The sequence below is a fragment of the Staphylococcus caprae genome (assembly GCF_003966625.1).
Lineage (GTDB): Bacteria > Bacillota > Bacilli > Staphylococcales > Staphylococcaceae > Staphylococcus > Staphylococcus caprae.
On the sequence record NZ_AP018587.1, the window covers coordinates 1166088 to 1187731 of the forward strand.

At 33.8% G+C, this 21644-nt stretch carries 19 protein-coding genes; 16 read left to right on the plus strand and 3 right to left on the minus strand.

All coding sequences use genetic code 11. From position 1 onward, the window contains the following. The first annotated feature begins 17 nt into the window (after nt 1-17). The 6 genes from JMUB898_RS05670 (at nt 18) to JMUB898_RS05695 (ending at nt 6003) form a co-directional block, all read left to right on the plus strand. The gene (locus tag JMUB898_RS05670; protein WP_002443458.1) at nt 18-443 is read left to right on the plus strand and encodes a YtxH domain-containing protein; all 426 of its coding nucleotides are present in this window, start codon (nt 18-20) and stop codon (nt 441-443) included. Between the two features lie 262 nt (nt 444-705). Beyond that, a complete protein-coding gene (pepV, locus tag JMUB898_RS05675; RefSeq protein WP_002443456.1) occupies nt 706-2115 on the plus strand; it encodes a dipeptidase PepV in 1410 nt (469 codons plus the stop codon). Nucleotides 2116-2118: 3 nt separating this feature from the next. Then, entirely contained in the window at nt 2119-2967 is an 849-nt protein-coding gene (dat, locus tag JMUB898_RS05680; RefSeq protein ID WP_002443454.1) for a D-amino-acid transaminase, read from the plus strand. A 400-nt stretch (nt 2968-3367) separates the two neighbouring features. Next, nucleotides 3368-4159: a phosphotransferase family protein gene (locus tag JMUB898_RS05685; RefSeq protein ID WP_037541515.1), complete on the plus strand. Its 792-nt coding sequence runs from the start codon at nt 3368-3370 to the stop codon at nt 4157-4159. 12 nt (nt 4160-4171) lie between these two features. Continuing rightward, a complete protein-coding gene (trmB, locus tag JMUB898_RS05690; protein ID WP_002443451.1) occupies nt 4172-4816 on the plus strand; it encodes a tRNA (guanosine(46)-N7)-methyltransferase TrmB in 645 nt (214 codons plus the stop codon). Between the two features lie 365 nt (nt 4817-5181). Continuing rightward, nucleotides 5182-6003 (plus strand): YtnP family quorum-quenching lactonase, encoded by an 822-nt coding sequence (locus tag JMUB898_RS05695; RefSeq protein WP_002443449.1) that lies wholly within the window; start codon nt 5182-5184, stop codon nt 6001-6003. Between the two features lie 76 nt (nt 6004-6079). Here the strand turns inward: JMUB898_RS05695 and JMUB898_RS05700 are convergent, their stop codons facing one another. After that, the gene (locus tag JMUB898_RS05700) at nt 6080-6394 is read right to left on the minus strand and encodes a peptidase (RefSeq protein WP_037541514.1); all 315 of its coding nucleotides are present in this window, start codon (nt 6392-6394) and stop codon (nt 6080-6082) included. An 85-nt stretch (nt 6395-6479) separates the two neighbouring features. On the opposite strand from JMUB898_RS05700, the gene JMUB898_RS05705 reads away from it, so the two are divergent. The 10 genes from JMUB898_RS05705 to ccpA all read left to right on the plus strand — a co-directional run bounded on the left by JMUB898_RS05705 (nt 6480) and on the right by ccpA (nt 19509). Then, nucleotides 6480-7556, plus strand: coding sequence for a M42 family metallopeptidase (locus JMUB898_RS05705; protein WP_002443445.1), 1077 nt, complete (start codon nt 6480-6482; stop codon nt 7554-7556). Nucleotides 7557-7568: 12 nt separating this feature from the next. Then, on the plus strand, nt 7569-7880 hold the full coding sequence (locus JMUB898_RS05710; RefSeq protein ID WP_002443444.1) for a thioredoxin family protein: 312 nt from the start codon (nt 7569-7571) through the stop codon (nt 7878-7880). 114 nt (nt 7881-7994) lie between these two features. Further along, nucleotides 7995-8855, plus strand: a complete 861-nt coding sequence (locus tag JMUB898_RS05715) for a DUF1444 domain-containing protein (RefSeq protein WP_002443442.1) — start codon at nt 7995-7997, stop codon at nt 8853-8855. Between the two features lie 19 nt (nt 8856-8874). Next, nucleotides 8875-9471, plus strand: a complete 597-nt coding sequence (ytpR, locus tag JMUB898_RS05720) for a YtpR family tRNA-binding protein (protein ID WP_002443440.1) — start codon at nt 8875-8877, stop codon at nt 9469-9471. A gap of 20 nt (nt 9472-9491) precedes the next feature. Continuing rightward, nucleotides 9492-13205 carry a DNA translocase FtsK gene (locus JMUB898_RS05725; protein ID WP_044466746.1) on the plus strand — a complete coding sequence of 1238 codons (3714 nt, stop codon included), beginning with the start codon at nt 9492-9494 and terminating at the stop codon, nt 13203-13205. Nucleotides 13206-13225: 20 nt separating this feature from the next. After that, nucleotides 13226-14539 (plus strand): UDP-N-acetylmuramate--L-alanine ligase, encoded by a 1314-nt coding sequence (murC, locus tag JMUB898_RS05730; protein WP_044466745.1) that lies wholly within the window; start codon nt 13226-13228, stop codon nt 14537-14539. A gap of 73 nt (nt 14540-14612) precedes the next feature. Further along, entirely contained in the window at nt 14613-15137 is a 525-nt protein-coding gene (locus tag JMUB898_RS05735; protein ID WP_002443433.1) for a DUF948 domain-containing protein, read from the plus strand. A gap of 76 nt (nt 15138-15213) precedes the next feature. Continuing rightward, nucleotides 15214-16848, plus strand: a complete 1635-nt coding sequence (locus tag JMUB898_RS05740) for a coiled-coil domain-containing protein (RefSeq protein WP_002443431.1) — start codon at nt 15214-15216, stop codon at nt 16846-16848. Nucleotides 16849-17125: 277 nt separating this feature from the next. After that, the gene (locus JMUB898_RS05745) at nt 17126-18217 is read left to right on the plus strand and encodes a bifunctional 3-deoxy-7-phosphoheptulonate synthase/chorismate mutase (RefSeq protein WP_002443430.1); all 1092 of its coding nucleotides are present in this window, start codon (nt 17126-17128) and stop codon (nt 18215-18217) included. Between the two features lie 302 nt (nt 18218-18519). Next, a complete protein-coding gene (ccpA, locus tag JMUB898_RS05750; RefSeq protein ID WP_002443428.1) occupies nt 18520-19509 on the plus strand; it encodes a catabolite control protein A in 990 nt (329 codons plus the stop codon). 140 nt (nt 19510-19649) lie between these two features. On the opposite strand, the gene JMUB898_RS05755 is transcribed toward ccpA, so the two are convergent. Beyond that, nucleotides 19650-20825: an acetoin utilization protein AcuC gene (locus JMUB898_RS05755; protein ID WP_002443426.1), complete on the minus strand. Its 1176-nt coding sequence runs from the start codon at nt 20823-20825 to the stop codon at nt 19650-19652. A 129-nt stretch (nt 20826-20954) separates the two neighbouring features. Further along, on the minus strand, nt 20955-21587 hold the full coding sequence (locus tag JMUB898_RS05760) for a GNAT family N-acetyltransferase (RefSeq protein WP_002443423.1): 633 nt from the start codon (nt 21585-21587) through the stop codon (nt 20955-20957). Nucleotides 21588-21644 lie beyond the last annotated feature (57 nt).

Genomic DNA, 21644 nt, shown 5'->3' on the forward strand with positions numbered 1-21644 from the left:
GGAGAAGGTGTTTTATTATGGGTAAATGTACAAACTTATTTAGAATTGCATTAGGTATCGGTGGTGCTGTTGCAGCAGTTGCTTTAACTCGTAAAGACAGCCGCGATAAACTAAAAAATGAATATAACAAATATAAAGAAAATCCTGAATCATACAAAGCGAATGCTAAAGATTTAGCTAACCAAATCGGTAGCAAAGCGAATGAAACGATTCAAGAAGTAAGAAATAATCCAAAAGATTATGTAGATCGTATTAAAAACGATCCTAAAGCATTCTTTGAAGAAGAAAAATCTAAATTCACTGATTTAGATGATAAAAAAGCAGACGACTTAGAAGAAGGTAAGTTTGACGACGAAGGTGGCGCAACAACTTCTAATAATCTTAGAGTAGTCTCTGAAGAAGATTTAAAAAATAATAAAAATGCTTTAGAAGATAAAAAATAAGGCAGTTTTATACAACATGTGTCATCAGATTAAATTCTGGTGGCATTTTTTTATGCAATTTTTCCCACATAAAAGATTATAAAATAATTTCTCACCTGTACTTTCAAATTTAAATTCAAATCCAAAATGAACACTCATTTTGTAAAAAAGATTCAATCAAAAGAAAAAAATTAAGTAATTTTTCTGACATCTTACTGTAGTTTCTCAGTAACATAATGTAAAATGGATATTAACTTATATAAAAAAAGGAAGTCGATCTCAAATGTGGAAAGAAAAGGTTCTAGAATATGAAAATCAAATGATTGATGATCTGAAAGGCTTATTATCTATTGAAAGTGTTAGAGATGATTCTCAAGCCTCAAATGAAGCACCAGTTGGACCGGGACCAAGAAAAGCTCTAGACTACATGTATCAAATTGCTGAGAGAGATGGTTTCTCAACACATGATGTGGATCACATTGCCGGACGAATTGAAGCAGGTAAAGGCGACGATGTTTTAGGTATTTTATGCCATGTCGATGTTGTGCCAGCTGGAGATGGATGGGATTCAGATCCGTTTGATCCAGTAGTTACAGATAATGCCATTATTGCTAGAGGTGCATTAGATGATAAAGGACCAACAATAGCTGCGTATTATGCTGTTAAGATTCTGAATGAGATGAATGTAGATTGGAAGAAACGTATTCATATGATTATTGGGACAGATGAAGAGTCTGACTGGAAATGTACAGATAGATATTTCCAAACTGAAGAAATGCCTACTTTAGGTTTTGCACCTGATGCTGAATTCCCAGCGATTCACGGTGAAAAGGGTATTACTACTTTTGATTTAGTTCAAAATAAAATGGCAGAAGATGCTGATGAGCCTGATTACGAACTCATTAGTTTTGAATCTGGTCAAAGATATAATATGGTTCCAGACCACGCAGAAGCACGCGTTCTAGTTAAAGAGAATATGACAGATGTCATTCAAAACTTTGAATACTTTATAGAACAACATCAACTTCAAGGTGAAAGTACAGTTGATAGTGGCATATTAATCTTAACTGTTGAAGGTAAAGCTGTTCACGGTATGGATCCTTCTCTAGGTGTCAATGCCGGTTCATATCTCCTTAAATTTTTATCATCACTCAACCTAGATAAAAGTGCTAAAGATTTTGTGGAATTTAACAATCGCTATCTGTTTAATTCTCATTTTGGTGAAAAAATGGGCATGAAATTCCATACAGATATCATGGGCGATGTAACTACAAATATTGGGGTTATAAAATATGACAACGAACAAGCTGGTAGATATGGCATTAACTTAAGATATCCAGAAGGGTTCGAATTCGAAGAAGCTATAGAAAGATTTACTAATGAAATTAAAGAACTTGGCTTTAGTGTTGAATTAGGCAAAGTTCAGAAACCTCATTACGTTGATAAGAACGATCCATTTGTAGAAAAGCTCGTTAAAGCATACAGAAATCAAACAGGCGATATGACTGAACCATATACTATTGGTGGCGGTACATATGCTAGAAATCTCGACAAAGGAGTCGCATTCGGTGCAATGTTTGAAGATACAGAAGATTTAATGCATCAAAAAAATGAGTACATGACTAAACAACAATTGATTGACGCAACAAGTATTTATTTAGAAGCAATCTATTCTTTATGTGTGGAGGAATAATCGATGACAAAAGTTTTTATTAATGGTGAATTTGTAGAGGAAAAGGACGCTAAAGTATCATACGAAGATAGGGGCTATGTTTTTGGAGATGGGATTTATGAGTACATTCGTGCTTATGAAGGCAAATTATTTACAGTAAAGGAACACTTTGAAAGATTTTTGAGAAGTGCGAATGAAATTGGATTAGATTTGGAATACTCAGTTGATGAGTTAATAGAATTAGTACGCCAATTATTACATGAAAACAATGTTAAAAATGGTGGGATATATATTCAAGCTACAAGAGGCGTAGCCCCACGTGAGCATTCATTCCCCACACCTCCTGTTAAACCAGTAGTTATGGCATTTACTAAAAGCTACGACAGACCATATGAACAATTAGAAAATGGTATATATACTGTTACAACAGAAGACATTCGTTGGCTTCGTTGTGACATCAAAAGTTTGAATCTTCTAGGAAATGTTTTAGCAAAAGAATTTGCTGTTAAATATAATGCGACAGAAGCGATTCAACATCGAGGAGAAACAGTTACAGAAGGTGCTTCAAGTAACGTATATGCTATTAAAGACGGTGCGATATATACACATCCTATCAATAATTTTATTTTAAATGGTATTACGCGTCGTGTAATTAAATGGATTGCTGAAGATTATAATATTCCGTTTAAAGAAGAAACATTTACTGTTGATTTCTTGAAAAATGCTGACGAAGTCATCGTTTCTAGTACTTCTGCTGAAGTTATGCCTGTCATCAAAGTTGACGGTGAAAATATTGGTGATGGAAAGGTTGGCGACGTAACACGTCAATTACAAGAAGGATTTAACAAATATATCAAATCTCATAGTATTTAAAGTTAAGAATATTAGAAATTTTAAAAACTTAAAAATCTTAATATAATTGTCTTATTTTTCCAGTATTTAGGAAGAAGAATGTGTTATAATTTAAAGCAAAGCGATTTAATGATTTTAAGGATGACGAACTAGTAAAATGTGTCATTTTGTTTCTCATTTTTAGTTGAAATGTACCCTTAAAAATTATAAAATCTTTTATGAGTGATAAATAAAGAACGGGCTGATTGATTAAAATATTTAGGGAATTTTATATTATCAAGCCAACTAAAAAAACTGTTATCTAAATATCAATTGAGCGTAAGAGACAAAAAGAATATGCGCTTTTCTATAAATTAGAATATATGGCTCTTGAAAAATATATTTCTAGAGCCATTTTCTAATTGAAAGTGAGGTGAACGTGTTGGAGCAGTTTTATCAGTTAGGGTGGACACTTGACTCTGCTGGAGGAGCTTCTGGTGAAGCTTATATGGCTGAGCAAGATGGACAGAAATTATTTTTAAAACGTAATTCTAATCCTTTTATTGCAGCATTATCTGCAGAAGGAATTGTACCAAAACTTGTATGGACGAAACGTATTGAAACAGGAGAGGTAGTCACTGCGCAACATTGGAAAAATGGTCGTGAGCTTAAATCCGATGAAATGGATCAAACGAGAGTAGCACAACTACTTAATAAAATCCACAGTTCTAAACCACTACTTACTATGCTTAAACGCATGGAAATGGAACCCATTACTCCTGAAATCATGTTAAATAAAATAAATGCTTCTCTTTCTAGAGAAGTTTTAACCCACCATGTTGTGAGAAAAGCTTTAACTTATTTAGAGGACCATATACCTAATTTAGATTCACGCTTTTTTACTGTCGTACATGGTGACGTCAACCACAATAACTGGTTATTATCTGATAGAGATGAGTTATATCTAGTAGATTGGGAAGGCGCTATGATTGCAGACCCAGCTATAGATATTGGCATGCTGCTTTATAACTACGTTCCTCAATCTAAATGGTCAAAATGGTTCAAAACCTATGGCGTAGAAGAGAGTATGAATTTAAACAAACGTATGAAATGGTATACAGTGATTCAATCCATTGGTATGGTTCAATGGTATGAAGAACAAAAGCGCTATAAGGATATGAACTTGTGGCTAAAATTCTTAAATGAAGTGATGAATAGCAACTTATTTATATAAGGAGAAATTAAGATGAGAGTTCGATACAAACCTTGGGCAGAAGACTACTTAAAAGAACATCCTGATCTCGTTGATATGGATGGCACACATGCTGGTCACATGTCTGAGTGGTTTGACAAAGAACAACCTATTTATATAGAAATTGGTTCTGGCATGGGACAATTTATAACTACTTTAGCTTCCCAACATCCAGAAATTAACTTTGTGTCAATGGAACGAGAGAAAAGTGTGATGTATAAAGTTCTTGATAAAGCTAAAGAACTTCAGTTAACTAATTTGAAAATGATTTGCAACGATGCAATAGAGTTAAATGAATACTTTAAAGATGAAGAGGTTTCTAGAATTTATCTTAACTTTTCTGATCCGTGGCCTAAAAAACGTCATGCTAAAAGACGTCTGACATATCATACATATCTTGCTTTATATAAGCAGATTCTTAAAGAAGATGGTGAAATACACTTTAAGACTGATAATCGAGGACTTTTTGCGTTTAGTTTAGAAAGTATGTCTCAATTTGGTATGTATTTTACTAAAATGAATTTAAATCTGCACGATGAAGATGACGAAGATAACATTCTTACTGAGTATGAAAAGAAATTTTCTGAAAAGGGTTCAAGAATTTATCGAATGGAAGCAAAATTTCATAAAAACTTTTAAATGTATTGGGAGTGGGACAGAAATATAATTTAGCAAAATTATTTTCGTTGTCCCTCTCCCAACTTTCATTGTTTGTAGAATTTCTTAAAAAGAAATTCTCTGTGTTGGGGCCCCGCCGACAAGGATGGCTAGGATTAAAAGAAGCTTGATATAAGTGCACTTTTAATTCAGACATCTACTGCCAATATGTTAAAAAAGCTGAGACAATTAATTATGTCCCAGCCTTTTTTATTAATTTTAAATCGTTCTAATTAGTTAAAAATCATTTGTTTGAATTGCGCTTAGATAATATTTGTAATACTTTTGAATAAAAGATGTAATTTACATCAATTTAGAATATAAATAACGTAGAGGAGGAGTTATTTATGAAATTAGGAAAGTTTACAATACATTATTTAAGAGGTGGGAACACAAATATTGATGGAGGAGCTATGTTTGGCGTCGTGCCCAAACCATTATGGACGAGAAAATATCAAGTCAATGATAAAAATCAAATTCACACGCCTACACATCCTATATTTATTCAAACTGAAGATAAGAACATATTAATAGATACAGGTATAGGTAATGGTAAACTTTCTGAAAAACAGCAACGCAATAGTGGTGTAGACTATGAAAGTCTCATTCAAGAAGATTTAGCTCAACTAGGATTAACTACCTCTGACATTGACATGGTATTGATGACACATCTTCATTTTGATCACGCAACTGGATTAACTGATAATCATGGACATGCAATTTTCGAAAATGCGACACATTTTATTCAGCAGGACGAATGGCATGAATTTTTATCACCTAATATAAGAAGCCAAGCAACTTATTGGGAAGAAAATCAAGGCGATTATAAGCAAAATCTTATTTTATTTGAAAATGACATAGAACCATATCCTGGAATTAAGATGATTCATACAGGTGGCCATAGCTATGGTCATTCTATTATTACAATTGAAAGCGAAGGGGAGCATGCTGTTCATATGGCTGACATTTTCCCAACGACTGCTCATCTCAATCCACTTTGGGTAACGGCATACGATGATTATCCAATGCAATCTATCCGTGAAAAAGAACGTTTGATTCCATATTTTATGTATCATAATTATTGGTTCTTGTTTTACCATGATGAAAATTATTTTGCAGTAAAATACAAAGATGACCATAAGACAATCGACACATACATTTCCAGATAAAAAAAGGGTTATAGTTTGAGGAATTTTAGTTAAATCTCAAACTATAACCTTTATTTATTGCATTCCGTATAAAATATTATAACTCTATAATATCAAGTACTTGTCCAGAAAGTGCATCTGCATAAAACTCATATTCTACTAATTCACCATGTTTGTATGCTGTAATACCGCCTTGATAGATAGGTTGATTCTGATTGACGTTATCTAAAACGATAGGCTGATGCACGATATAAGAGCCTTTAACTTCTCTAAAGTATGTTTTAACTTCTTCAAGTAATCGTTCTGCGTTATAAAATTTGTGCTTAGCTAAATAAATAATTGCACAGATAGAAACTATAACAGTTGTTGTAAATGTCATGAGTGCGATACTTTTTAAATTAAAAAACTTCATCATATATTCTCCTCTTAACGAAATTCTTATCATTAGTTTACCATATTGAAGATGATATAATAGAGTACAAGGAGTGAGATTTTGTATGACGATTGAAAATACGAAAACTTTAGAACGAATTAAAAATTTAACAGAACTTCATGGAGCCCCTGGTTTCGAAAATGAGGTTAGAGATTATATGAAAAAAGAAATGGCACCATACGTAGATGAATTTCTTCAAAATAAAATGGGCGGATTTTATGGTATTAAAAAATCTAAAAAAGCGAATGCACCAAAAGTAATGATTGCAGCTCATATGGATGAAATTGGCTTTATGATTACACATATCACAGATAAAGGCATGATACAATTCACTCAATTAGGTGGCGTTGCAAATGATATTTGGCAAGGTCAGAGACTTAAAGTGAAAAATAGAAATGGTGATCAAGTCGTGGGTGTAGTAGCCAACATACCAAAACATTTTAGAACAGGAAACGAAGCTGTTCCTGAAATTAAAGATTTGATGTTAGATATAGGTGCTACTTCCCAAGAAGAAGTAAGAAGTAGAGGGATAGAAATTGGCGACACCATTGTCCCAGATACAATCTTCACACAATTATCTGAGCATCGCTATAGTGCGAAAGCCTGGGATAATCGATACGGTTGTGTGCTTGCGATAGAAATATTAGAATTACTCAAGGATACAGAATTAGATGTAGATTTATATGTAGGTGCAAATGTGCAAGAGGAAGTTGGTTTAAGAGGTGCGAAAGCGGCAGCAGAACAAATTAATCCTGACATTGCCTTCGTTGTAGATTGTTCACCAGCAAATGATATTAAAGGCAAGCAACAACTCTCTGGTGCACTAGGGGAGGGCACACTCATACGTATTAAAGATGGTACGATGATATTAAAACCTCAGTTTAGAGACTATCTGTTACAATTAGCTGAATCTAATGATATTGCACATCAATATTACATTTCTCCAGGTGGTACAGATGGCGGAGAAATTCATAAAGCTAATGAAGGGATTCCAACAGCAGTCATTGGCGTTTGTGCGAGATATATCCACAGTACTGATGCAGTATTTGATATAAGAGATTATTATGCTGCAAGACAATTATTAAAAGAAAGTATTATGAACTTAACTGAACAACAAATTGAAACTTTAAAATTTGGATAAGGAGTATAGAGTATGAAACAACTTGAATCTGAAAAACAATTCGAAGAATTAAAACAAGGTAAAACGGTGTTTGAATTTACTGCTGGATGGTGTCCAGATTGTAGAGTTATCGAGCCTGATTTACCCAAGTTAGAAGAGAAATATCAAGAATTTGATTTTGTCTCTGTAGATAGAGATCAATTTATTGATTTATGTATAGATAACGATATTCTAGGAATACCGAGCTTTTTAGTTTTTAAAGAGGGCGAACTTTTAGGTAGCTATATTGGAAAAGAAAGAAAATCAATTGAACAAATCGACGAATTTTTAGCACAACACATCTAGATTTGTATAAATTTTAAAACTCACGAAATATACACACTGTATTTTAGTTTTTTCTGTTATATAACGGTTATTTATTGTAAACTGTTATAAGGTGCGAAAATAGGAGTGTTATAAATGAACGTCTTTCAAATGAGAGATAAATTAAAAGCACGTTTAAATCATTTAAATGTGGACTTTAAATTTGATAGAGAAGAAGAAACATTGCGAATCTATCGAACAGATAATCATAAAGGTGTAACAATTAAACTCAATGCTATTGTCGCTAAATATGAAGAGCAAAAAGATAAAATTATAGATGAAATTGTTTATTACGTTGAAGAAGCTATTGCTCAAATGGGGGATAACGCCATTGAACAACTGGATGATATAAAAATCATGCCAGTTATAAGAGCAACAAGTTTTGATAAGAAGACCAAAGAAGGTCAATCATTTGTCATTAGCGAACATACCGCTGAAACGAATATTTACTATGCACTGGATTTAGGTAAATCATATCGATTAATAGACAAAAGTATGTTAGAAACATTAAATATGACAGAACAACAAGTTAAAGAAATGTCATTATTCAATGTTAGAAAACTTGAAAATAAATACGCTACAGATGAAGTTAAAGGGAATATCTTCTACTTCATCAACTCTAATGATGGTTATGATGCCAGTCGCATAATTAATACATCTTTCTTAAATCAGATTCAAGAACAATGCGAAGGTGAAATGCTTGTAGCTGTACCTCATCAAGACGTTCTTGTTATCGCTGATATACGCAATAAAACAGGTTATGATGTCATGGCCCATTTAACTATGGAATTCTTTACTAAAGGGTTAGTACCTATTACATCATTGTCCTTTGGCTATGATAAAGGGCACCTAGAACCGATATTCATTTTAGGGAAAAATAATAAACAAAAGCGAAATCCTGATGTCATTCAGAGATTAGAAGCGAATAGAAAGAAATTCAATGATAAAGATAAATAATAGAAATGGAGTTTTATAAATGAACTTATTTTACAACCCACAAGGTGTAGGAGATGTGGCATTCTTACAAATTGAACCTACAGACGGTGCGTTTGAATACAATAAACAAAACGATGTCGTTGAAATTACAAAAGAAGGACAAGTCGTAGGATATAACGTGTTTGACGCATCTAAAAAGGTAAATATTGAAGGAAATGGACATATTAAATTAACTTCAGAAATCATTAACGCTTTACAACAAGCAATTTCAGATGCAGGATTTAATTATCAATTAGATACAGATCTATCTCCAAAATTCGTTGTAGGATATGTAGAAACTAAAGAAAAACATCCTGATGCTGATAAGTTAAGCGTACTTAACGTCAATGTTGGTAACGATACACTGCAAATTGTATGTGGAGCACCAAATGTTGAAGCAGGTCAAAAAGTCGTTGTAGCAAAAGTCGGCGCTGTGATGCCAAGTGGAATGGTCATTAAAGATGCTGAACTCCGTGGTGTTGCTTCTAGCGGTATGATTTGTTCAATGAAAGAATTGAATTTACCTAACGCGCCACAAGAAAAAGGTATTATGGTATTAAGCGACGATTACGAAATTGGGCAAGCATTTTTTGATTAATTAAGAAAGGTAGTGGAATTATGAGCTGGTTTGATAAATTATTTGGCGAAGATAATGATTCAAATAGCGACCTGTTACGTAAAAATAAAAAAAGAAGACAGAGTTCGCAATCACAACAAAATAATCAAGACTCATTACTGCCTCAAAATAATGACATTTATAATCGCCCAAGAGGAAAATTTAGATTTCCTATGCAAGTGTCTGAGGAAACATCTGCTCAATATGAGGAACATAGTTACGATGAAAGTGAAACTTCTGGATATCAGGCGTATTCTGACTCAAATTACACGCAAGACTATGGACAAACCTATACTACTGATAGCTACGGGAAAAGACATCGACGTCGTAGAGCTTCACAAATGACTGAAGGTAGTGCTAGCGATAGTTATCAAAGTAATCATGTCGATAAACAAACTTCTCATGAACCTAAACGTAATAGCAGAAGAAATACCTATAGTCAGTCAAACGCTCAAAAAGATCACAAGAAAGAGAACCATCATCCTCGTACGAAATTACAATCTGAGCGATTAAAATCTAAAAGTCAGTTACATTCACCTTCAAGTTCTGAATTTACATATCATCGTAGTAGCTTTAAAGCGAGTGAAGTTCCATCAGCTATATTCGGAACTAAGAAAAGACGACCAATTGAGAATGGTGTGATACCACCTAAACAAGAATCACAAAACGATGATTCAAAGGATAAGAATAATAAAGATTCTGATTCTAAGCAAAGCCAACGTCACGCTTCAAATGAATACGATGTGAACATGTATAGACAGTCAATTAATAGCCAAATGGGTTATCAACAAGAAGACTCGCTGCATTCTAATCAACCTGAGAATAGTGACAACAAACAGCAATCAATGAATTCAAGTCGTTCTCAGCAATCTTCACACGAACAACTGTCAACGCAAGAATCATCTCATCAATCAAAAGGGAAAACGCCGAACTATTCTAAAAGAGACAACACAATCAATATCGAAAATATCTACGCTTCTCAAATCGTTGAAGAGATTAGACGTGAAAGAGAACGAAAAGTACTTCAAAAACGTAGATTTAAGAAAGCATTACAAGCTAAAAGACAACAAAATCAAAACTCAGAAGAGGATAGTATTCAAAAAGCGATTGATGAAATGTATGCAAAACAAGCACATCAATACATTGGAGAAAGTTCTCTAGACGAAGATGACAATGAGAATCATATCGATGTAGAGTTAAATGATTCTTCAGATCATCCTTCAACAAAGTCTTTTGAAGAGGATCAAATTGGCGCGTCATCCTATAATTACGAAGAGATTAATCTAGATGATGAACATCATATTCAAAAGTTAAATGATGAAGATGTACAAGTGAACGATAGTCCGATTAATTCAGGTCAAGATAACGAAAATGAGCTTAACAAGAAAGATGAAGAGATTGAAGATGCACAATTCCACGAATTAGACGATAGCCAACAACAATCAGATGAAACAACTCATTCTGAACAAGAAGACTCAAAACAACATCAGTACAATGAGGCAATTAATCAAAGCGTGGACAATGAAACAGAATATGCGAAACATAGAGATATCGATGATACAGATCAATCTTCAAGTTCAAGTGAGTCGTTCAAAGAACAGCCAAGCGAAACTATTCAATCAAGTCAGACTTTAGAAAGTGAGCATGCAACTTCAACTAGCGAACCGCATTCAACGTCTTCAAGTCAAGAAAGTCAAAGCCAAGGTTCTGAAATGGATACAGAAGTATCACATTCAAAATCTGAAGCGCCAGCTAAACCGAAACAACGATTTGGTGGTAGCCGACCGTTCAACGTTTTAATGACGCCATCTGATAAGAAGCGAATGATGGATAGTAAAAAAGAGCATAGTGTAAATGTTCCAGAATTAAAACCTGAACAGCGTCATAAACAGAATGCTTCTTATAGCACTAACGAGTCGAGTCGATCTTCTGAGAGTGAATCAGGTTCTACTACTTACTCCACTTCATCAAATGAAGATAGTAACGATATAGAACATTCAGAATCAATGTCACAACAAGATTATCGTTATCCTAATCCTAAAGATGCAGCTTCGAATAATGGTAATGATGAAAATCTACAATCTAATAATGACGATCATGATTCGAATACAAATGATGTAGAAACATCGAATACTGATTTTCACTTTTCAGAAGCGCAGAATATAGAAGATGAACATGAATTAAACAGTCACATGAGTCATCAAGTAGAAGACCATGAAGAAACTACTACAACACACAATTCAAATGTGACACAAGAACAAGATTCAAATCATCATGAACATCAGAGCCAACAACAACCTCAACATCAAGGAATAAGAAAAGGGCCTAATATCAAACTACCTAGCTTTGATTTGTTAGAGGAGCCAGAACCACACGAAATCAACGAAGAGTGGATAGAAGAAAAGAAACAAGAACTAAATGATGCATTGTACTATTTCAACGTACCTGCAGAAGTTAAGAATGTGACTGAAGGTCCAAGTGTGACAAGATTTGAATTATCTGTAGAAAAAGGTGTTAAAGTTTCAAGAATTACTGCACTTCAAGATGATATTAAAATGGCTTTAGCAGCAAAAGATATTCGTATTGAGGCACCAATTCCTGGAACGAGTCTTGTTGGTATAGAAGTGCCAAACCAAAATCCAACTAAAGTAAACTTAAGGTCAATTATTGAGACGCCTAAATTTAAAAATACAGAATCTAAATTGACTGTAGCAATGGGTTATAGAATTAATAATGAACCATTACTTATGGATATCGCTAAAACGCCTCACGCTTTAATTGCAGGGGCAACGGGGTCAGGTAAATCAGTTTGTATCAATAGTATATTGATGTCACTATTATATAAAAATCATCCAGAAGAATTACGCCTATTATTAATTGATCCTAAAATGGTAGAACTTGCGCCATATAATGATTTACCACACTTAGTTTCTCCAGTAATTACTGATGTTAAAGCTGCCACACAAAGTTTAAAATGGGCAGTCGAAGAAATGGAGAAACGTTATAAATTATTTGCGCAATACCATGTGAGAAATATTACTGCTTTCAACAAAAAGGCACCTTATGAGCAAAGAATGCCGAAAATTGTTATAGTAATTGATGAGTTGGCCGACTTAATGATGATGGCGCCTCAAGAGGTAGAGCAATCCATTGCACGTATTGCTCAAAAAGCGCGCGCATGTGGTATTCACATGTTGGTTGCAACACAAAGACCATCAGTTAATGTCATTACTGGTCTTATCAAAGCGAATATTCCTACTAGAATTGCGTTTATGGTATCTTCAAGCGTTGATTCAAGAACAATTCTAGATAGTGGTGGCGCAGAACGTCTTCTAGGTTATGGAGATATGTTATACCTAGGTAGTGGCATGAATAAGCCAATTCGCGTTCAAGGGACATTTGTTTCTGATGAAGAAATTGATGATGTTGTTGACTTTATTAAACAACAACGCGACCCTGAATATTTATTTGAGGAAAAGGAATTACTTAAGAAAACACAATCTCAAGCACAAGACGATTTATTCGACGATGTGTGCGAGTTTATGGTAAATGAAGGACACATTTCAACTTCACTTATCCAAAGACATTTCCAAATTGGTTACAATAGAGCAGCTAGAATTATCGATCAGTTAGAACAGTTAGGCTATATTTCAGGCGCTAATGGTTCTAAACCAAGGGATGTTTATATTACTGAAGCGGATTTAAATAAAGAATAAATTGAGTAAGGAGTATTAAAATGACGCACTATCATTTTGTCGGAATTAAAGGTTCCGGCATGAGTTCATTAGCACAAATCATGCATGACCTTGGTCATGAAGTCCAAGGATCAGACATTGAAAAATACGTATTTACAGAAGTTGCTCTAAGAAATAAAGGCATTAAAATTCTACCTTTTGATGCTGACAATATAAAAGAAGGTATGGTAGTAATTCAAGGGAATGCATTTCCAGATACTCATGAAGAGATCGTTAGAGCACATGATTTAAAATTAGATGTAATTAAGTATCATGATTTTCTTGGTCATGTGATTGATCAATATACTTCTGTAGCGGTTACGGGTGCACATGGTAAAACTTCAACTACTGGCTTACTTTCACATGTGATGAATGGTGATAAAAAGACATCATTCCTCATTGGTGATGGTACTGGAATGGGTCTGCCAGGTAGTGACTATTTTGCATTTGAAGCGTGTGAATACCGTAGACACTTTTTAAGTTATCATCCAGATTATGCAATTATGACTAACATTGACTTCGATCACCCTGATTATTTCAAAAATATTGAAGACGTTTATGATGCTTTCCAAGATATGGCACATAACGTTAAAAAAGCAATTATTGCATGGGGCGATGATGATTATTTACGTAAATTAGAAGTTGATGTACCAATTTATTATTATGGTTTTAAAGAATCAGATGATATCTATGCTAAGAACATTCAAATTACTGAAAAAGGTACTCAATTTGATGTTTATATCAATGGTGAATATTATGATCAATTCTTATCACCACAATTTGGCGACCATAATATTTTAAATACGCTTTCAGTTATTGCGATAAGTTATTTAGAAAAAATGGATATTGAAAATATTAAAGAAGCGTTAGAAACGTTTGGTGGTGTAAAACGTCGCTTTAATGAAACAAAAGTATCTAATCAAGTATTAGTAGACGATTATGCTCACCATCCAAGAGAAATTAGTGCTACAATTGAGTCAGCTCGAAAAAAATACCCAAATAAAGAGGTAGTAGCTGTCTTTCAACCACACACTTTCTCTAGAACACAAGCATTTCTTGATGAATTTGCATCTAGCTTGAGTAAAGCAGATCAAGTATTCTTATGTGAAATTTTTGGTTCGATTAGAGAAAATACTGGTGACTTAACAATAGAAGATTTAATTAATCGTATTGACGGTTCGGCACTAATAGATGAAAATAGTATTGACGTATTAGAAAAATTTGAAAACGCTGTAATTTTATTTATGGGTGCGGGTGACATTCAAAAGTTACTTAAAGCATATTTTGAAAAATTAGGCGTAGAAAATGACTTTTAATATGTTTATATTAAAACATCATGGGTATTAAATATTAATGACTTTAATTTAAGGTATTTAGGAGGCGTTTTTAATGGATTGGATTTTACCAATTGCAGGAATTATTGCCGCGATAGCTTTCTTAATCTTATGTATCGGTATCGTTGTTGTTTTAATTTCTGTTAAAAAGAATTTAGATTACGTGGCTAAAACACTAGATGGTGTTGAAGGTCAAGTTCAAGGTATTACTCGTGAAACTACTGATTTACTTCATAAAGCAAATCGTTTAACTGAAGATATTCAAGGTAAAGTGGATCGTTTAAACTCAGTTGTAGATGCTGTTAAAGGCATTGGTGACTCAGTTCAAAATTTAAATGGTTCTGTAGATCGAGTAACAAACTCAATTACGCACAACATTTCTCAAAATGAAGATAAAATTTCTCAAGTAGTACAATGGTCAAACGTTGCAATGGAAATTGCAGACAAATGGCAAAATAGATACTACCGTAGAGGAAGTGCAAACTACAAAACAAACACTGTAGCTGACGATGCTAAGCATGGCTATACTCATTCAGATCACAATGCTGATCATAGCTACACTACACGTGTTAACAAATAATTAATACGAACGAATTAAATGCACTTAAATGAGGTTTTTACTTATTTAAGTGCTTTTGTTTTAGGAGGAATTGTTTATGGAACATTATAACCGCGATGATTTTGAGACAAATAATACAGGTCGTGATTTATATAACCGTACGTCACGTTATTCATCAAGAGCGCCTAAACGTAAGGATTTTGTAGTAAGCTTTATAGCTAGTGCCATCGTTGGTTCTGCTTTAGGTTTATACTATAAGAATAAAGTTTACAAAAAGACAGATGAATTAAGAGATAAAGAAAGAGATTTAAGAAACAAAGTTCTTGATTATAAAGAACAAGCTGAGAATACAGTTAATTCAGTTAGAGAAAAAGTGGAAGACTTTAGAAATCGCTCTAAAGATGGATTAACTTCTGAAGAATTGCAAGCTCAAAAAGTAGCGATTCAAAGAGAAGTGAACGATAACAACCTTGCAGATCAGTCTCCTGAAGCACAAGAAATTCAAGAGGCTAAACTAGAAGCTACGAAAGATGATTTTGACCAAGAGCAAGGACCATCAGCTTCAGAGTTAACTGCACAACAAAATGCAATTCAAGAAGAAACAGAACTCGCAGATCAATCACCAGAAGCGCAAAATATTCAAGACGCGAAAGCAGAGACACAACAACAAAGCGGTCCAACAGCTTCAGAGTTAGCTGCGCAACAAAATGCAATTCAAGAAGAAACAAAACTTGCAGACCAGTCACCAGAAGCGCAAGATATCCAAGAAGCGAAAGCTGAAACACAACAACAAAACGGACCATCAACTTCAGAGTTAACTGCACAACAAAACGCAATCCAAGAAGAAACAGAACTCGCAGATCAATCACCAGAAGCACAAAATATTCAAGAAGCTAAAAATGATGCGAAGGCTAAAGATAGCCAAGAAAACTCACATATTGATAGTGATAAAAAACCTTCTGCTGAAGAAATTGCTATCGCTCAAACAGCTGTTAAGAAAGAATCAAGCGATAATAATTTAGCTGATCCTACAACTAAAGAGGGTAAAAATGAAGATACAGCTAGTCATACACAAGCAGAAAAAATGGCAGTAGCTGCGCAAACTAAAAATGATAAAATCAATAATGATAGTCAAGTAGCTAAGAATACAAAAGATCTTACTACTGAACAAGATATTCCTAAATCTTCTAACAAAGAAGTTCCTAATTTAGTAACTAAAGATCAAAAAGAAAAAACATCATCTAATGAAGGTTCATTTGCTAACCGTTTAGCTACGGCAGCTAAGACTAAAAAATCCAAATTAACTAAAGGTTCTAAAGAAGCACAATTGACAGAAGCTCTATTAGCAGAACCAACGATTAAAAAAGGTAAGAAAAAAACAAATGTGCCAAACTTAGTCACTCAATCTAATAAGCAGTCTTCAAATGCAAAACAGAAAGATACTACTCAAAAAGGTACAACAACTCAGTCTCAAGCATCAGCAACATTTGAAAATGGTGTAGTGACACATGAGAAGTCAACAAAAGGTAGTCAAAAATCTAAGAATAGTGGCAATAAAACGAATGCTACCAACAAAAAGAAAAACACTAATAAAAAGACAACAAACAAAAAACAAAGTAATACACCTAAACAAAACAATAGAAATCAAAAACAACAAACTCAATCAGATAATAATCAACAAAAAGTAGAAAAAGCGAACAGCAAGATTGAAAAACGTACTTTTAATGATTAAACTGAATGATCATATTAATTAAAGATATGATTCAAAAGGCTGGGGCAACTTTTAAAGATTGTCTCAGCCTTTCTAAATTAAAATTAAATTTCGCCTACATATGAAACACATTAACAGTTTGAGCAAGTTATGACGTTTTTAGAAAATTTTTTATTTTCTGTAAACAACAACTTGAACTATAAAATTGAAATTGTTAAAATTAGGTCTAAATACTTTTAATTTATCGCTTTAAAGTAATATACTTTCATACATAATTATATCTTAGAGGTGAGTAGAAATGACTAATAAATTGGAACAATACCGTGAAGAGATTGTCTCATTAAATAACCAAATTTTAGATTTGTTATCTAAGAGAGGCGAGTTAGCTCAAAAAATTGGAGAAGAAAAAATTAAACAAGGGACTCAAGTATATGATCCACAGCGTGAAAAAGAAATGATTAACGAATTATTGGATAAAAACCAAGGTCCATTTAATGATAATGTAATTAAGCAGTTGTTTAAAGAAATTTTTAAAGCCTCTACTGATTTACAAAAATCTGAAAATGAAAAACACCTTTATGTCTCTCGTAAACTTAAACCAGAAGATACGATTGTAAAATTTGATAACGGTGGCATCATTGGTGATGGAAATAAATCATTTGTATTCGGTCCTTGTTCGGTAGAATCACAAGAACAAGTGGATGCTGTTGCAAGTGACTTACAAGCGAAAGGAGAAAAATTTATCAGAGGTGGTGCATTCAAACCTCGTACATCTCCTTATGATTTCCAAGGTCTTGGTGTAGAAGGATTAAAAATACTTAAAAATGTTAAAGATAAGTTTAATTTAAATGTAGTGAGTGAGATAGTAAATCCTAATGACTTTGAAATTGCAGATGAATACTTAGATGTGTTCCAAATTGGCGCTCGAAATATGCAAAACTTCGAATTATTAAAAGAAGCTGGACGCACAAATAAACCGATTCTTTTAAAACGTGGTTTATCAGCGACTATTGAAGAATTCATTTATGCAGCAGAGTATATTGCTTCTCAAGGAAATAGAAACATCATTTTATGTGAACGTGGTATACGTACTTATGAAAAGGCGACTCGAAATACTTTAGATATTTCTGCAGTACCTATCTTAAAACAAGGTACACATTTACCTGTAATGGTCGATGTTACACATAGTACAGGAAGAAAAGATATTATGTTACCAACTGCTAAAGCCGCATTAGCTGTAGGTGCAGATGGCGTAATGGCTGAGGTTCATCCAGATCCATCTGTCGCTTTAAGTGATGCAGGTCAGCAAATGGACTTAAATGAATTCAATCAATTTTATAATGAACTCAAACCACTTGCAGATATGTATAACGCTAAGAAATTAAAATAATTTTCGAGTGATAATTTTGTTGTAGTGACTGAGTAGGCTGCTTTATTATTCTCTAAACAGAATAGTAAAGTAGTCCTTTTTATTTTTTTAGGAAATTTATATTTATTAGAAATACTATTGATAGAAATATAATTTTTTTAAAATAGAAATACACAAAAACTAACGAATTGTACACGCTCTTTCTGACAGAAATGTGACAAAAGAACAAAATGATTTCGCAAACGTTTTAAATATGATAAACTTTGAAAATGATATGAAAGCACGATATAATAGCTAATAAAACGCTTACAAGGAGGATAATTATGACTGTAACAATTTATGATGTTGCAAGAGAAGCACGTGTGTCGATGGCAACTGTTTCACGAGTAGTAAATGGCAATCAAAACGTGAAGCCCGAAACTCGAAATAAAGTCAATGAAGTGATTAAAAAGTTAAACTACAGACCCAATGCCGTTGCTAGAGGACTTGCAAGTAAACGTACAACTACTGTAGGAGTGATTATACCTGACATTTCAAATGTGTATTATTCACAACTTGCCCGTGGTTTAGAAGATATCGCTACAATGTATAAATATCATTCAATTATTTCTAACTCAGATAATGATCCTGAGAAAGAAAAAGAAATATTCAATAATCTATTAAGTAAACAAGTAGATGGTATTATTTTCCTTGGTGGTACGATTTCAGAAGAAATTAAAGAATTAATTAATCAATCATCAGTTCCTGTTGTCGTTTCAGGCACAAATGGTAAAGATGACCACATCGCTTCAGTGAACATTGATTTCAAACAAGCAGCAGAGGAAGCAGCACAACATATGTTTGAACAAGGTGCTACTAAATTTGCTCTTGTAGGTGGGGATTATTCTAAAAAAGCACAAGACGATGTATTACAAGGATTAACTAAAGTTCTTGACCAACATCAACTAGAATTGGATGAAGCACTTCATTTCTCTGGGAAAGAAAGTTATAAAGAGGGCATTAAAGCATTTGAAAGATTACAAGATAATATGCCAGACGCAATACTTTCAATTAGTGACGAACAAGCAATAGGAATTTTACACAGCGCATTAGATGCTGGTGTGAAAGTACCTGAGGATTTACAAATTGTTAGCTTCAACAATACACGCCTTGTTGAAATGGTTCGTCCTCAATTATCAAGTGTCATCCAACCTTTATATGATATCGGTGCAGTAGGCATGAGATTATTAACGAAATATATGAACGAAGAAGATATTGAAGAGCCAAATGTGATTCTTCCACATAGAATAGAATATCGTGGCACTACGAAATAAACTATCGCCGATGAGCTCAGGCTCACGATATGATGAATTAAATATATATTAAAGCGGATGCATGATTTGAGATATAACTACTTTTCACTCAACACGCATCCGCTTTTTTATGCCTTTAATGGTTCGACTCGACTGCCAATTTATTTTTCATCTTTATAATGAGCGTACCAACTGGAGACTTGCTTTGCTATTCGAGCATTCTTTTCAGAAATTTCTTTAATTCTAGGAATGTAAGTATAATCATTTAGTCGGTCTTCCCAGCGTTTGGGGAGCTGAACAGGGCTATATAATTTCCATTTATTAATCCAGCTCAGAGGGAGATAACCTTGTTGAATGGGTTCACCGATTAAACTGAGAAAGACGTGACTCCAAGCACGAGGTACAACTCTCCATATATTATAACCACCGCCGCCAAACATGATTACTTTATGATGACAATAACGAGCTGCTAAATCTTGTATGATGTAGGGAATCGTATAGAGCGTGCTTAACGTACAACTGATATGTGTTAAAGGATCTCTATAATGGATATCTACGCCATGCACACTTAAAATAATGTCCGGTTTAAAAGCTGCTATAACTGGTTCCACAGTTTCTTTAAATACGTCTAAATATGAGTCATCTTCTGTATAGGGCTCTAATGGCACATTAACTGTATAACCATAACCGAGATCTTCACCACGTTCAGTATAATGTCCAGAACCTGGGAAAAGAAACTTGCCTGTTTCATGAATAGAATAAGTCATAATTTGATTATCTGTATAAAAGCTCCACTGTGTGCCATCGCCATGATGTGCATCAGTATCGATAATCATTACACGTTGATTGTAGCGTTCAACTAAATATTTTGCTGTAATCGCTACATCATTATAAATACAAAAGCCATTAGCCCGACCAGATTGAGCATGATGAAGTCCACCGCCTAAATGACAACCATTATCCAAAGAGCCATCCATCAATCGGTCCGCTAAATTAAGGGCGCCTCCTACAATACGAGCACTATGTCGATGCATATGTCTAAATTGCACGGTGTCCTCACTATTTAGTCCATATTTTTTAGCTTCTTCTTCACTTAAAATCCCATGTGAAGCGTGACGAATAGCTTGAATATAATCATATTTATGAATAAGTGCTAACTCATCATCTGTTGCTATTCTTGGTTTGATGATATGTTCAGGCTTAAGAAATTTTGCTTCTTTTAAGAGTTCCGTTGTTAACTTAAGACGCATTTGATTGAATGGGTGTTCGTTATTGAACCGATATTTTAAAATTTCATCTGAATAAACATATCCCGTTTTTATGTTTTTATTTTGCATCATGTCACCCCCTTATCAACATTTTTATTAAATTTTCTAAGTAGGGCGTGGGACAGCACAATTCATTTTCCTGAATGATATGTTTATCCCATCCCTTTTAAAAAGTAACCACAAACTATAATTTAGGACTTAAAAGAAGAATTTATTCTTATATCTAATATCATCAAAAGCTTGTTGTTGATCAAGGCTAATACGTTTACCAATACGAGCCATCAAACAATTAGCAGGGTGACTTGTAATTTCTGGATCATCAGTAGCAAAGATTTCAAGACCACCTTTAGCCATTAATTTCTGCATCAGTTTCTTATATTCAAACACATCAAGTTGAGCGTTATCTAAATCCCAGTGCCAATAATATTCAGTCGTCAGCACAATATAATCTTCAAATTCATCAGAGGATAAGCTTGTAGCAATAAGTTCGCCACCTAAGTGAAAGTGTCTGTATTTTGGACTGATTTCAATGGCACCTAATTCAATCAGATAAGGTAAGTGTCCTTTTGACCATCTTTCGAATTCATCAGGGTAGTGATAGGTAACATAACCAATAAGATGGTTGTGATGTCTAACTACATAAACACGCCCTTCAGGTAATTCAGTAATCTCTAACAGTGCTTCATATTGATCTTGAGGTAAACGAAATGAATCGAGTTGTTCATCGAAAGTAAGCGTTTTCAAAAAAGTGTATGAAACAGGCCCTTCGATAATGAAATTCTCACCATTGATTAACTTATTCTTAGTAACATAGGTTTTAACATGTCTCAAGATATCATCTCCTAATGTAACGCCGCTGATACTTATACTTATTATATAGAAAGTGGT

Coding starts and splice junctions, on each gene's coding strand:
- JMUB898_RS05705 (WP_002443445.1), top strand. CDS start 6,480: ATGACGATTGAAAATACGAAAACTTTAGAACGAATTAAAAATTTAACA.
- pepV (WP_002443456.1), top strand. CDS start 706: ATGTGGAAAGAAAAGGTTCTAGAATATGAAAATCAAATGATTGATGAT.
- JMUB898_RS05695 (WP_002443449.1), top strand. CDS start 5,182: ATGAAATTAGGAAAGTTTACAATACATTATTTAAGAGGTGGGAACACA.
- JMUB898_RS05670 (WP_002443458.1), top strand. CDS start 18: ATGGGTAAATGTACAAACTTATTTAGAATTGCATTAGGTATCGGTGGT.
- JMUB898_RS05745 (WP_002443430.1), top strand. CDS start 17,126: ATGACTAATAAATTGGAACAATACCGTGAAGAGATTGTCTCATTAAAT.
- JMUB898_RS05725 (WP_044466746.1), top strand. CDS start 9,492: ATGAGCTGGTTTGATAAATTATTTGGCGAAGATAATGATTCAAATAGC.
- JMUB898_RS05715 (WP_002443442.1), top strand. CDS start 7,995: ATGAACGTCTTTCAAATGAGAGATAAATTAAAAGCACGTTTAAATCAT.
- trmB (WP_002443451.1), top strand. CDS start 4,172: ATGAGAGTTCGATACAAACCTTGGGCAGAAGACTACTTAAAAGAACAT.
- JMUB898_RS05710 (WP_002443444.1), top strand. CDS start 7,569: ATGAAACAACTTGAATCTGAAAAACAATTCGAAGAATTAAAACAAGGT.
- JMUB898_RS05755 (WP_002443426.1), bottom strand. CDS start 20,825: ATGCAAAATAAAAACATAAAAACGGGATATGTTTATTCAGATGAAATT.
- ytpR (WP_002443440.1), top strand. CDS start 8,875: ATGAACTTATTTTACAACCCACAAGGTGTAGGAGATGTGGCATTCTTA.
- dat (WP_002443454.1), top strand. CDS start 2,119: ATGACAAAAGTTTTTATTAATGGTGAATTTGTAGAGGAAAAGGACGCT.
- JMUB898_RS05740 (WP_002443431.1), top strand. CDS start 15,214: ATGGAACATTATAACCGCGATGATTTTGAGACAAATAATACAGGTCGT.
- ccpA (WP_002443428.1), top strand. CDS start 18,520: ATGACTGTAACAATTTATGATGTTGCAAGAGAAGCACGTGTGTCGATG.
- murC (WP_044466745.1), top strand. CDS start 13,226: ATGACGCACTATCATTTTGTCGGAATTAAAGGTTCCGGCATGAGTTCA.
- JMUB898_RS05700 (WP_037541514.1), bottom strand. CDS start 6,394: ATGAAGTTTTTTAATTTAAAAAGTATCGCACTCATGACATTTACAACA.
- JMUB898_RS05735 (WP_002443433.1), top strand. CDS start 14,613: ATGGATTGGATTTTACCAATTGCAGGAATTATTGCCGCGATAGCTTTC.